10 protein-coding genes are annotated in these 12,295 nt (G+C 44.7%); 4 read left to right on the top strand and 6 right to left on the bottom strand.

Features of this window, described 5'->3' with window-relative positions; translation table 11 throughout:
- The first annotated feature begins 248 nt into the window (after window positions 1-248).
- The 3 genes from JMX92_RS02815 to JMX92_RS02805 are packed head-to-tail and all read left to right on the top strand — an operon-like array spanning window position 249 to window position 3,315.
- Complete coding sequence (locus tag JMX92_RS02815; RefSeq protein ID WP_011960019.1) at window positions 249-1,286, top strand: FecCD family ABC transporter permease; 1,038 nt, start codon at window positions 249-251, stop codon at window positions 1,284-1,286.
- The gene (locus tag JMX92_RS02810) at window positions 1,283-2,506 is read left to right on the top strand and encodes an ABC transporter substrate-binding protein (protein WP_201543795.1); all 1,224 of its coding nucleotides are present in this window, start codon (window positions 1,283-1,285) and stop codon (window positions 2,504-2,506) included. The genes JMX92_RS02815 and JMX92_RS02810 overlap by 4 nt, the downstream gene beginning before the upstream one ends.
- Before the next feature lie 32 nt (window positions 2,507-2,538).
- The gene (locus JMX92_RS02805) at window positions 2,539-3,315 is read left to right on the top strand and encodes an ABC transporter ATP-binding protein (protein ID WP_201543793.1); all 777 of its coding nucleotides are present in this window, start codon (window positions 2,539-2,541) and stop codon (window positions 3,313-3,315) included.
- Between the two features lie 56 nt (window positions 3,316-3,371).
- On the opposite strand, the gene JMX92_RS02800 is transcribed toward JMX92_RS02805, so the two are convergent.
- From JMX92_RS02800 to JMX92_RS02780, 5 genes are all read right to left on the bottom strand, one after another.
- Window positions 3,372-4,241: a DMT family transporter gene (locus JMX92_RS02800; RefSeq protein WP_041773289.1), complete on the bottom strand. Its 870-nt coding sequence runs from the start codon at window positions 4,239-4,241 to the stop codon at window positions 3,372-3,374.
- Window positions 4,242-4,405: 164 nt separating this feature from the next.
- Complete coding sequence (locus JMX92_RS02795) at window positions 4,406-4,972, bottom strand: DUF3124 domain-containing protein (RefSeq protein WP_011960023.1); 567 nt, start codon at window positions 4,970-4,972, stop codon at window positions 4,406-4,408.
- A 32-nt stretch (window positions 4,973-5,004) separates the two neighbouring features.
- A complete protein-coding gene (locus JMX92_RS02790; RefSeq protein WP_201543791.1) occupies window positions 5,005-6,330 on the bottom strand; it encodes a TrkH family potassium uptake protein in 1,326 nt (441 codons plus the stop codon).
- Between the two features lie 99 nt (window positions 6,331-6,429).
- Window positions 6,430-7,083 carry a potassium channel family protein gene (locus JMX92_RS02785; RefSeq protein ID WP_011960025.1) on the bottom strand — a complete coding sequence of 218 codons (654 nt, stop codon included), beginning with the start codon at window positions 7,081-7,083 and terminating at the stop codon, window positions 6,430-6,432.
- 284 nt (window positions 7,084-7,367) lie between these two features.
- The gene (locus JMX92_RS02780; protein ID WP_110816302.1) at window positions 7,368-9,098 is read right to left on the bottom strand and encodes a proline--tRNA ligase; all 1,731 of its coding nucleotides are present in this window, start codon (window positions 9,096-9,098) and stop codon (window positions 7,368-7,370) included.
- A gap of 512 nt (window positions 9,099-9,610) precedes the next feature.
- Here JMX92_RS02780 and JMX92_RS02775 point away from each other — a divergent pair.
- Entirely contained in the window at window positions 9,611-10,345 is a 735-nt protein-coding gene (locus JMX92_RS02775; RefSeq protein WP_155586956.1) for a DUF4230 domain-containing protein, read from the top strand.
- Window positions 10,346-10,364: 19 nt separating this feature from the next.
- On the opposite strand, the gene JMX92_RS02770 is transcribed toward JMX92_RS02775, so the two are convergent.
- A complete protein-coding gene (locus JMX92_RS02770) occupies window positions 10,365-12,023 on the bottom strand; it encodes a cryptochrome/photolyase family protein (protein WP_201543790.1) in 1,659 nt (552 codons plus the stop codon).
- Window positions 12,024-12,295 lie beyond the last annotated feature (272 nt).

The raw sequence follows: 12,295 nt of genomic DNA, 5'->3' as shown, positions 1-12,295 counted from the left end.
TAGGGCGGCAGTTTGCAATACCAGTGCTAACAATACTAACACTCTCGTCAGTACTGACATCCTGATGAGGCTTACGACAGCTCATCGCTAAATAACATCATAATAAGCAGGTTACCGCCGGTGACCTGCTTTCTAAGCTTGCAATATTTTAATTGCGAACCCTTCTCATTACTATTATAATCCTCAGTCCAATTATCAAGTGAATAACTAGGGTTGTTTCATACTGCTCTAACCCTGTGGATTATTAAATGACCCAAATAATGAGCAAACACATCATTCGTGAGCAACGACGAATAGAGAACAAGCGCCGTATGGTATTGTTGGTGTTTGCGATAGCGTGTCTTGTGGGACTGGTTTTGGATGTGATGACCGGTCCTTCGATGCTGCCTGTAAGGGATGTGATTGAGGCTTTATTACGCTTAAGCGGTGTCGAGGATACCACGCATACCATTATCTATGATTTGCGTCTGCCCATTGCTTTGATGGCATTATTGGTTGGTGCCTCACTTGGGGCGGGCGGCGCTGAAATGCAAACCTTATTAAATAACCCGATGGCCAGCCCTTATACATTGGGGTTGGCCGCCGCCGCAGGGTTTGGCGCGTCATTGGTGATTGCCTTTGGCGGCTTTGGGTTGCCTTTGCAATATGCGGTACCGATCGGGGCATTCGCCATGACCATGCTGGCCTCAGCAGTACTGTTCTTATTCGCCTCTTTAAAGCAATTTGCCGCCGCTACTTTGATTTTGGTGGGTATTGCACTTTTGTTTATTTTTCAATCGCTATTATCCTTGGTGCAATTTATCGCATCCCCTGAAGTCTCCCAACAAATTCTATTTTGGCTCTTTGGTAACCTCAACAAAGCCACCTGGACCAACCTTGCCGTGGTTGCTGTGGTCAGTACGGTGTGTATTACCTTACTTATGCGAGATGGTTGGCAATTAACCGCGCTACGTCTGGGCGAAGAAAGAGCAGCGGCACTTGGTGTCAACTTAACAAGGCTGCGGATCAGAACCCTTATTTTGGTGGCTATGATGACCGCAACGGCGATTAGTTTTGTCGGGGTTATTGGGTTTATTGGCTTGGTTGCCCCGCATGTGGCCCGTCTCTTGGTTGGTGAGGATCAACGCTATTTTTTACCCGCGACCATGCTGGCGGGCGCCGCTTTTTTATCATTTTCATCGGTGTTGTCTAAAGTCATTATTCCTGGGGCATTATTCCCTGTGGGTATTGTGACCTCTTTTGTGGGCGTGCCTTTTTTATTTTGGATTATTTGGAGTAAACGATGAGACAAGCTATTCGTGCCACATTGGCAGCAGCAGTATTAATGGCAACGATGAACTCACAAGCTGAAGTTAAGACCATTCATGATGTGTTAGGGCGTGATGTCAAAGTTGACGTGCCAGCCAAAAGGGTCGTGCTAGGGTTTTATTATCCAGATTATATTGCAGCAACAGGTGCCGAAAATTTTGGACACGTGGTGGGTATTTCTCGAGAGTTTTGGGAGAGCTTTAACCCAGGAAGCTGGGCGCTATACAGTCAACAACTGCCCAATCTAAAAAACATTGGTGATATTGGCAATATTGATAGAGGCACATTCTCACTCGAAAAAACTCTGGCCATGAAGCCGGATGTGGTGGTATTAGCAAAGTGGCAATACGATACGCTAAAGGCTGAAATACCACGTTTTGAGGCCGCAAACATTCCTGTGGTAGTGGTGGACTATAATGATCAAAGTGTCGCTAATCACACCAACAGTACCAAGATTTTTGGACAAATTGCAGGGACAGAGCAGCGCGCCAATCAAGCGGCACAAGAGTATGCCGATGGCATTGCTGATATCCAAAAACGGGTTAAAGCGGCAGGGACTGCCAAGCCAAAAATCTATATTGAATTTGGCGATAAAGGCCCACAAGAGCATAGCTTTACCTTTGGCAAAAATATGTGGGGCGCTATTGCCGATACGGTAGGCGGTGAAAACATCAGTAAGCCTTTTGTTGAGAATTGGGGACCCATTAACCCCGAGCAGCTCTTAGTGAGTAAGCCGGACGTGATTATTATCTCAGGTACCGAAGTGGGTATGAAGCAGACTGATGCTATGGCAATGGGTATTGATATTAGTGCTGATGAGGCTCAGCGCCGGTTAAAAGGGTTTACCACCCGAAATGGTTGGGAGAATCTGCCTGCGGTGAAGAACAACCGTGTGTATGGTATCTATCATACCGCTTCTCGCTCGTTGTCTGACTTGGCATCGGCTCAGTTTATGGCAAAAACCTTGTACCCTGAAGCCTTTAAAGATGTTGATCCTGAAAAAACCTATACAGAGTTCCATGAAAAATACCTGCCCGTTAAACCCAGCGGTACGTTTTTTATTCAGCTAGGCTGCGGTGCAAGCCTTTGTAAAGACAAGGCATCTGCTGTAGAACAAGCGGCGCCAACAGAGGCAGCGCCTCAGACCCTGTCATGGTGGGATAAGCTGGTCAATTGGCTACGTCACTTGTTTACCTGATTTTTTGCCATTAACTTTATAAAGATATCATCATGCTTGAACTTGAACAGTTAACCGTGAAGCGTGGCGCACTTACCGTGGCCCAATCTATCAATGCCCAGTTCCATCCGGGCAAAATATACACGCTGCTCGGAGCAAATGGTGCAGGCAAATCAAGCTTATTAAAGGCAATCTTTGGTGAGTTAGCGTTTTCAGGTAACATTCGTTATCACAGAACCACACAAAGTAAAGCCAACCTGATGTCTTGGCGAAAGCCTATTGCTTATATGCCCCAAGACAGCCATACCGATGCGGAGCTTAACACGCTTGAGGTAGTGCTATTGGGGCGTATGGATGCACTGGGCCGACATATTAGTGATGAGCTGATGCAAGAGGCCATTGAGCTCATGGCACAGTTGAATATCGCCGAGCTGGCACATCGGCCGATCCGTGCGCTAAGCGGGGGACAGCGTCAGCTTGCCATGTTTGCTCAAGCCTTATTAAGTTGTCCCCAAATCTTGTTGCTTGATGAGCCTGTTTCAGCACTAGACATGGCGCATCAAATCAATCTATTACATAAGGTGAGTCACTATACTCAGCAAAATCAGCTTATTTGCTTGATGGTATTACATGATTTAAGCCTTGCCGCTCAATTCTCTGATGAATTGTTGCTGTTATCTGAGGGTCATATTCAGGCTCAAGGCGCACCTCAAGATGTGCTACAACCGCACATTTTACGCCAAGTATATCAAGTAGATATCGAGATTCTAACCAGCTCTCAAGGGCTGCCCGTCGTCTATCCTTACCGAAAAAACATGCAAAGTAAGTGACTAATATAAGTGGCTAATATAAGTAACCAGTATAAGCGCTTAATATTGGTACAGAATTACTGTGCGGTTTTTTCGGGCAAGCTACTCACCACCCCTGCTAAGATTACCGCCACAATACCTAAGATCTCTAATAGACCAATGGTTTCACCGGCAAAAACCACCCCATAAATGGCTGCAAATACCACGGTCAGATAAGACAACGCCGCCACCGTAAATTTTTGGCCAACATGATAGGCATGAGTCATTGCCAGCTGTGCCAATAATCCTGCACCGCCAATACCCAGAATATAAGGTAAGCTCTCTACAGTTAGGCTGTGCCATCCTATCCAAGTTGCCAATACTGCCGAAATTGCCGCTGCGACTGCCGAGAAATAAAACACAATACGCCAAGCCGGCTCGCCCATAAAAGACAATGCCCGCACTTGTAATAGAGCAAAAGCGGTAAAAATGCCACCACTTAGAGTGATTAGGGTTTCAATTAATCGGTCCGACTCAAATGCAGGTTGCAACATTAAGCAAATACCGCCTAAGCCCATCAATAGCGCCGTCCATGTCTTTATCGATGGCGTCTCTTTTAGCCAGACAATAGATAAAATAGCGATGAATACCACTGAGGTATAGTTTAGAGTAACCGAGGTCGCTAAAGGCAGCTGACTTAACCCATAAAAAGATAATAATAAAGCGGTTGTACCGGCGACGCTACGCTTGATATGCCCCACAAAAAAAGGGGTTTTTAGGGTTTGCCCACGTACTAGGGTGCCACAAAAAATCATCAGCGCCGGTAAAAGCGATCGCCAAAAGGCCAACTCATAAAGATGCATACCCAGCTTTGTGCCTGCATTTTTTACCAAAATACTCATTAAGGCAAATAAGAAGGCCGCCACAATCATCCACGCCGAACCTAACCCATACTTTATTTTTATCATAGTAATATATCAAGTCATAAAAACCGTTATTGTACCACTGGCAAGCATTTTCTGATGACTTTGCTATGAAGACTTTGCAAAAGGGTAGGCAAGTTAAGCCTAACAAACAAGACAGCCCCAATATTAGGATTGGGGCTGTCTGATGCTAACTGATGCTGATGTTGTTATTTAGTGCCGAAGTAGTTTTTACCGCCAGAGTCTTCAATGGTAGTGGCCTGGCCGGTGAAGGAGAACCCTTTATTGCTAAAGGTGCCGATCATAATGGTCTCAACCAAAGGTTTGGTTTTTTTCTCACTACTTTCAACAGCCACCACGAAGTTGGCCCCATCACCACCGGTGTCATCAAGCTTTTCAACGATATAGTTGAGTGTGCCCATGGGCGGCAGCTCTATGGACTTGGTGAGATAAGGGCGGACATAGTCGCCTTTGGTATTGTAGTAATCAATTTTGGTGATATAAATCTTATGGCTTAAGCTGGTATTACGGATGCTTAAAGTGGCTGAAAGCATTACTTTAGGATTGTCCTCATCCACATAGATATTGGAGTATACCGGCACATAAAACAGCTTTTGGTAAGGCATATTACCAGCAGGAACTTTATCTATCTCAAGCTGTTTTATAGGATCTTTGTGCTCGTCACTGTACAAAATATTGGGGTCATGCTCGGGTGCATTACAAGCACTTAGGCCAGTAATAAGCAATAAGGTAGCTAACGCTGATAATATTTTCATAACGCTCCTTGTGATAGTCCCAACGCTTGAGGTTAACCCACCAAGACGTTGGTTTCAGGATAATGTATCCGCGAGCTTTTTGGCATGGCAATAAGATAAGCTAAGGTTAGCGGACCTACGCGGCCTGCGAACATCATAAACATAATCACCACCTCACCGGTATGACTCAATTGTGTGGTTAGTCCTCGGGTCAGTCCCACGGTACTTAGTGCTGAGACCACTTCAAATAAGACATCTTCTAAAGAGTGCTCCGCTTCCACCACAGACAAGATAAACACACTCATAAATATTAGCATCATAGTAATGCTAATCAAAGCCAGTGATTTGCGCACCAGACGATCGGGAATACGGCGCTTAAAGATAATCACATGATCACGTTGACGCAAAAATGCCCACGTGGTTAAGATTAAAATAACAAAGGTACCAATCTTAATACCACTGGCGGTAGAGAGAGAGCCGCCGCCAATAAACATCAAAAACATGGTCAGTAGTGTACTGGCATCGGTCAGCTGATCAATCGGTATGGTGTTAAATCCAGCCGTTCTTGGGGTAATGGCTTGGAACCAAGCTGCGGTCAGTTGATCACTAAGGCTTAAGTGGCCAAAGGTATTCGGATTATTGTGTTCCAGTAGCCAAAATAGCACAAAGGCGACAAGGTTTAGCCCAATAGTTGTGCCAACCACCACCTTGGTATTGACGCTGATCTTGTGCCAGCTGCGGTGGTCTATCAAGTCTTTAATAACAATAAAGCCCAGACCACCGATAATGATTAAACTGGTGATAATAAAATTAATGGATTTGTTGTCCACATAGCCCGTTAGGTTATCACTAGTAAGTGCAAAGCCTGCATTATTAAACGCTGAGACGGTATAAAAAAACCCGTGATATAACGCATCAGATAACGGCATTTCTTGGACAAAGGCGATGCTTAGGGCAATAAAACCTAACAGCTCTACCGACAACGCAATGGTAATAACGGATTTGGCAGTGGTGGTGATATTACCAAAACTGGTCTCAGCAAATGCTTCACGGGCGATTTTTTGTCCGACTAGGTTTAGCCGGCGCTGTAAGCTTAAAAAAGCAAATACCGCGAAAGTCATGAACCCAAGCCCCCCAAGCTGAATGAGTATGGCGATAACCACCTGTCCTAAATGGGTGTAATTGGCCGTATCTACGATGGAGAGTCCGGTTACAGTCACCGCAGAGGTGGCAGTGAAGGCTGCCTGTAGCCAAGACACTGAGTTAATGGTCGCAGCAGGGAGCTTTAATAAACAAGTGCCAAGCGTAATGAGTAATAAAAAGCCTGTGGCTAAAATGGCTGGCGGTGAGGATAAGAGTTTGGTAGGCGTTGACGGCATGATGGTTGCTTTAGACCTCAGTTGTTTTATAGGGTCGTATCTTTATTCACGATAGCCGGTGCCGATGACGAGCATCAGCAGACAGGCATAAAAGCACAATTAGCTTTGAATAAACGACTTTGAGAGATACTTAAGGTCACTGACCAAGCCGGTATATACCAAGCGGTCCGGATATTGAATCACCGTGTCACTGTCAAAATTACGCTCTACATGATTATCACGAATAATCAGCAGCAAAGAGGTGTCTGGGTGACGGCTTTTGATTTTGCCCACAGTGATGGGCCGCAATTGCTCGGGGACATCAATACGTACCAAAAACTCATCATTACCCAGCGATAAGTACTGCTTCATCATAGGATAGGCCATAGCCTGAGCAATACGGATACCCATATCCTGTTCCGGATGGATGATGTTGGTCACACCAAGGCTGTCTAGAATATCATGATGGGCATCAGTCTTGGCTTTTACCCAAAGATTCTGGACCGGCAGCTTAATTAGATTGAGGGTACACAATAAACTGGCTTCTAAATCCTCACCGATACTGACAATAACCCCATCAAACTGGCTAAGATTGAGCTCCTTTAAAGTATCAATATCTGTGGCATCAGCAATCACCGAGTGGCTTAAGATGTCACTGACCTTATTGACCTCGTTCTCATCCATATCGATACCGAGCACTTCATTGCCTTGGCTTTGTAATTCAAAAGCACAAGCGCGACCAAATACACCCAGTCCTATAACAGCAAATTGCATAAGTTACCTCTATATAGCCATGGCTCAATAGCCATCAAGTTCTGTACGGTAGATTTCACAGAGCTTTAGCTTAGATTAATAATTTATAGTGCTTATTAAGAGTACTATATTTTTCGGAGAATTATACTCCTAAAGTTTCTTAATAATAACCAACAAGAAAAGTTAAGTTACCAAATATAATAAATAGACGACAAAAAAAGAATCCCAAGTTTTTGGGATTCTTTTTTAAAACGACTAAGGGATACCTTGTAAATAATGTGTCAGCAGCCAAACAGTGTTAGAGATTACAGGCTAACTTTAGCCAGTAGCTCTTCACGGCTTAGTAGCTGCTTCTCGCCATCACGGCGGTCTACATATTCATATTTGTCTTCTGCTAAGTTGCGATCTGAGACCACGATGCGGTGCGGAATACCGATAAGCTCAAGGTCAGCAAACTTCACCCCAGGACGCTCATTACGGTCATCTAAGATAACATTTAAGCCTTTCGCTTTAAGCTCTTCATATAATGCTTCAGCAGTTTGCATCACTGTGTCCTCTTTTGATTTCATCGGCACAATGGCAATATCAAAAGGTGCAATAGAGTCTTTTATATCCGGTGTTTTGGCCCAAATGATACCGTTGTCATCATGGTTTTGTTCAATAGCCGCTGCGATAATACGGCTAACACCAATACCATAACAGCCCATCATTAAGGTCACAGGCTTACCATCTTCACCCATGACAGTGCAGTTTAGCGCTTTTGAGTATTTGTCACCCAACTGGAAAATATGGCCCACTTCAATACCACGTTTGATACTAAGGGTGCCTTTTCCATCTGGAGAGGCATCACCCTCGACCACGTTACGGATATCGACGACGTCAGTGATAGTGGCATCACGCTCCCAGTTCATACCGGTGGTGTGCATGTCATATTCATTGGCCCCTGACACAAAGTCACTCAAAGCAGCGGCAGCACGGTCAACATAAACCGGCATATCTAAGTCTACCCCAATAAAGCCTTTTTTGAGGCCGGCCGCTTTCATCTCCTCTTCGGTAGCGAAGGTAAGTGGTGTGGCCACTTCAGCGATTTTCTCAGCTTTAATCTCATTTAAGGTATGGTCGCCACGCACAACCAGTGCCACCAACTGCTCATCCCCCTCAGAGCCATCTTCATTAATGCGATGACCTTTGACCACTAAGGTTTTTACCGTAGTGTGTAGAGGAATGTCTAGGAATTTAGCCAATTCTTCATTGGTTTGAATCTTAGGCGTTGAGACATTTTGTTTGTCTTGAGTGGGCGCCGCGCGCTCATCGGTGCAAATGGCTTCTGCCAGCTCAACGTTGGCTGCATAGTCTGAGCCATCAGAAAAAGCGATGGCATCTTCACCACTGCCGGCCAGTACATGGAACTCGTGTGAGGCTGAGCCACCAATAGAGCCAGTATCGGCCAATACCGCACGGAAGTTTAACCCCAAACGTTGAAAAATGCGGGTATAGGCATCATACATTTGTTGATAGGTTACCTCTAATGAGGCTTGATCTACATGAAAAGAGTAGGCATCTTTCATGGTGAATTCGCGGGCGCGCATGATACCAAAGCGAGGACGAATCTCATCACGGAACTTACCTTGGATTTGGAAAAAGGTCACTGGCAGTTGCTTATAGCTGCGCAGCTCACCGCGGGCCAAATCAGTGATCACCTCTTCGTGGGTGGGGCCCAGCACGAAATCACGGTTGTGACGATCGGTAAAGCGCAGTAGCTCAGGACCATAATCCTCAAAACGTCCTGACTCTTGCCACAGCTCAGCTGGCTGAGTCATTGGCATTAAGACCTCTTGGCCGCCAATATTTTGCATCTCTTCGCGCACAATTTTTTCAACTTTTTGCAGCACCTTAAGTCCCATCGGTAGCCACACATATAGGCCTGAAGCCAACTTGCGGATAAGTCCGGCTCTGAGCATAAGTTGGCTTGACACGATATCGGCATCACTTGGGGTTTCTTTTAGGGTAGCAAATAAAAACTGGCTGGCTCTCATAACTGACTCGACTTTACTCAATGTAGTTAAAGGGTGGTTAACGATAAAAGTTAACTCAAAAAAATCAAAATAAATTTGAACAAAAAAAGCACCGTCAATAACGCCCGTCTGTTGATGGCTGATAACCAGTATTTAGGCGGGTATTACGGTGTTCAATAATAATAAGGAAAAATCATAGCGATAGCCTGACTATGTTAGGTAAAGTCGGGCTGTGACGCAATCCTTTTTTGACGTCTAACTGGATTTAGACAAATTTTAGCAGCATTTTGGGTCAATTGCCGCCAGATCTGCCTCAAACTTAAAAGGCAGTACCCCTTTAATACAACAGACACACACTTATTTATTGGCTATATTTAGAGAACGACTTAACGGTTTTGATTAAAAACAGTTCAACCAACAATAGCGTCACTCAAAATGCCTCGAAATAAGACATATTATAGCCGTGGCAAAGCCAATTTCAGCCAAATAACATTCAAGTAACATCTAAATAATAACCCTATGAGGGATTCTTTATGAGCAATACTTTGCATACCCAGTCTAACAAAGCGGCTAAAAGCAGTGGCGTACTGTTTAAGCTTTTGTTTTTACTATTAATTATTTTAATAAGTGTCTTGTTATGGCAGCGGTTTCATCAAGACAGTGCCCCCAAGATTCAGACTGTAAGCCGTGACGGGGTGGTGAGTAAGATTCAACAGCTCAACCGTCTTGAGACCGTGGCTTATAATGTCGATACGGTGATTACCAGTGAGCAGCCAGGCAGTTGGCAACGCTTGTGGCAAGACCAGCAAAAGGGGCTGTTTATCGCGCGTGGCCGAGTGGTGGCGGGTGTGGATCTGAGCGAGCTTAGCCCAGAGATGGTACAGGTGAGTGATCCAAGTGCAGAACAAATCGCCAAAGCTCAGGCCACTGCCGAGGCACAAGGCAATAGCGATGTGCCCATTACCTTAATGCCCAATATCATGATTACCTTGCCACCGGCTCAGATATTCACCGTGTACTTAGATGACATTGATGTTTATGATTGGAAATCAGGCGGCTTATTCGGCATGATAAAAGCAGAGCCTGAGATTTTGGCACAAGCTCAAGCCAGCGCCAAGGCCGAGGTGCTAAAGCGCGCCTGTGCTGATGGGGTAATGCAGCAAGCTGAAGACAATGCCAAAAAAGAGATGCAGCAGTTATTTTCTATGACCGGTGCTGATGTTAGTGTGACCACTCAAGGTGCTGGTGCCTGTCAGCCGATGCAGTAGTTGACACTTATAACCTTAGTTAGCCACGAGCCTTAAACTGCTCAATGGCATAACGGCGCGCTTGTTTGTGTTCTACCATAGGTAGAGGGTAGTTAACATGAGCAAACGCGCCTTGTTTGCTAAGGGCTTTACGCAGTTTGTTTTCATCATGCAGTATATTAGCCGGTATGTCTTTAAGTTCAGGTAGCCAGCTTTTAATAAAAATGGCATCTTTATCATGCGTTTTGGCTTGGCTAAACGGATTCATGATACGAAAGTAGGGCGCTGCATCGGTGCCTGTTGAAGCGCTCCATTGCCAGCCGCCGTTGTTAGACGCAAAGTCACCATCAATCAGATTTTGCATAAAATAACGCTCGCCTAAGCGCCAATCAATAAACAAATCTTTGGTCAAAAACATCGCAGTCACCATACGCAGTCGATTGTGCATAAAGCCAGTTTGATTCAGGCAGCGCATGGCTGCATCAATAAGCGGTACCCCTGTCATGCCTTGACACCAAGCTTCAAAGTCATCGTTATCATATGACCAGTTTAGCTTATTGTCAGTGTCCTTTTTATAAGCAGCGCCTTTAACGATGTCGGGTCTATCGACAATCACATGACGATAAAAGTCACGCCAAGCCAGCTCACTTATCCAGCGCTCGACATCACTTTTGCTGTTATTCTCAAATATTTCAAGCTCTGATTCATTATCTGCAAAGCTTTTAGATTCTAGCCTTGCGTTGGCAGTTAGATAGCATAAGCGCGGGCTAATCACTCCTAGCGTTAGATAAGCTGACAGCTGACTGGTGCCCATCAAGGCGGGCTGATCACGTGTTATGCCATATTCTTCAATGTCTTGTTGCACAAAATTATTTAGCCGGTCTATCGCGGCTTGCTCACCGGCAGGGTAGGCCGCTCTAGCTGACTCAAGTATCGGTATCGCCTCAGCATTATTCTCTGAGAGCTGATAATGGGATGTAAAGCGTTGTAGGACAGATTGATGACTGTCTTTTATCGATTGCGTCGAGCTTGTATGTTGAGTGCTGCTTGTATGTTGAGTGCTGCTTGTATCTTTCGAAGCTTGATTGATGTTCAAGTCGGTTAATTTCTGTTTGATATCACCCTCAGCTAAGCTGTTAATATCATACAAAACAGGGGGGCTTATCTGTAATGTCTGCTGCCATTTTTTATAAAATGGGGTGAAGACTTTATAGAGGGTGTCATCACCGGTTTTGATGGTATTGGGCGGCAAGATACATTGGTCATGGTATTGATTAAATTTAATATTAAGTTTAGACAGCCGCTTTGCTAATGCGGTATCACGCTGCTGCTCATTGACTTCATACTCATAGTTACAGCCCACATGGGTAATATGATTGTCGATACAAAAAGCTTCGATAACATCAATACTATCTGAATACGACTCAGCTTGTAATACAGATAGCTTAATACCGAGCGTATGATGTAAGTCACGTGTTAAATGCGTCAGGGTACGCATCATCAAGTCAACCTGTGAGATAGACATGTCATGAGCAAGCCACTGCTTAGGGGTCATCACAAACACAGCTTGAAGACAGGACTCTGTGTGTTGTGAGGCTTGCACAACTTGCTCTAGCAAAAGCGTCAATGCGGTATTGTCATGCAAGCGTAGGTCACGACGAAACCACATAAGCGCCGATACTTTATAAGAGTGAGACATGCTTTTATCCTTGATATTGTGTGGGGCGCAAGTGGAGAGGCGATAGTGGCAGTAGCACAGTCATGGCACAGAATTTAAGCTCAAATTTTGACTGTCTAAGCAGTAACAGAGGGCGTGATAATCGCTATGAAAAGTATGATAGGATAAGTGAGTGATAAAAACCGTTTAATCACGTTAAGAAAACAAGTATATTAAGTCAATTAAGTCTGTTAAATCAATTCAACATACTAATGAATAAAAGATCATCAATTGACTAAAGCAGATAAATCAAT

The organism is Psychrobacter sp. H7-1 (assembly GCF_904846585.1).
Taxonomy (GTDB): domain Bacteria; phylum Pseudomonadota; class Gammaproteobacteria; order Pseudomonadales; family Moraxellaceae; genus Psychrobacter; species Psychrobacter raelei.
The sequence above is the reverse complement of the archived record's forward strand: the minus strand, read 5'-3'. Positions and strand labels throughout refer to the sequence as shown.

Coding starts and splice junctions, on each gene's coding strand:
- JMX92_RS02815 (WP_011960019.1), top strand. CDS start 249: ATGACCCAAATAATGAGCAAACACATCATTCGTGAGCAACGACGAATA.
- JMX92_RS02810 (WP_201543795.1), top strand. CDS start 1,283: ATGAGACAAGCTATTCGTGCCACATTGGCAGCAGCAGTATTAATGGCA.
- JMX92_RS02805 (WP_201543793.1), top strand. CDS start 2,539: ATGCTTGAACTTGAACAGTTAACCGTGAAGCGTGGCGCACTTACCGTG.
- JMX92_RS02800 (WP_041773289.1), bottom strand. CDS start 4,241: ATGATAAAAATAAAGTATGGGTTAGGTTCGGCGTGGATGATTGTGGCG.
- JMX92_RS02795 (WP_011960023.1), bottom strand. CDS start 4,972: ATGAAAATATTATCAGCGTTAGCTACCTTATTGCTTATTACTGGCCTA.
- JMX92_RS02790 (WP_201543791.1), bottom strand. CDS start 6,330: ATGCCGTCAACGCCTACCAAACTCTTATCCTCACCGCCAGCCATTTTA.
- JMX92_RS02785 (WP_011960025.1), bottom strand. CDS start 7,083: ATGCAATTTGCTGTTATAGGACTGGGTGTATTTGGTCGCGCTTGTGCT.
- JMX92_RS02780 (WP_110816302.1), bottom strand. CDS start 9,098: ATGAGAGCCAGCCAGTTTTTATTTGCTACCCTAAAAGAAACCCCAAGT.
- JMX92_RS02775 (WP_155586956.1), top strand. CDS start 9,611: ATGAGCAATACTTTGCATACCCAGTCTAACAAAGCGGCTAAAAGCAGT.
- JMX92_RS02770 (WP_201543790.1), bottom strand. CDS start 12,023: ATGTCTCACTCTTATAAAGTATCGGCGCTTATGTGGTTTCGTCGTGAC.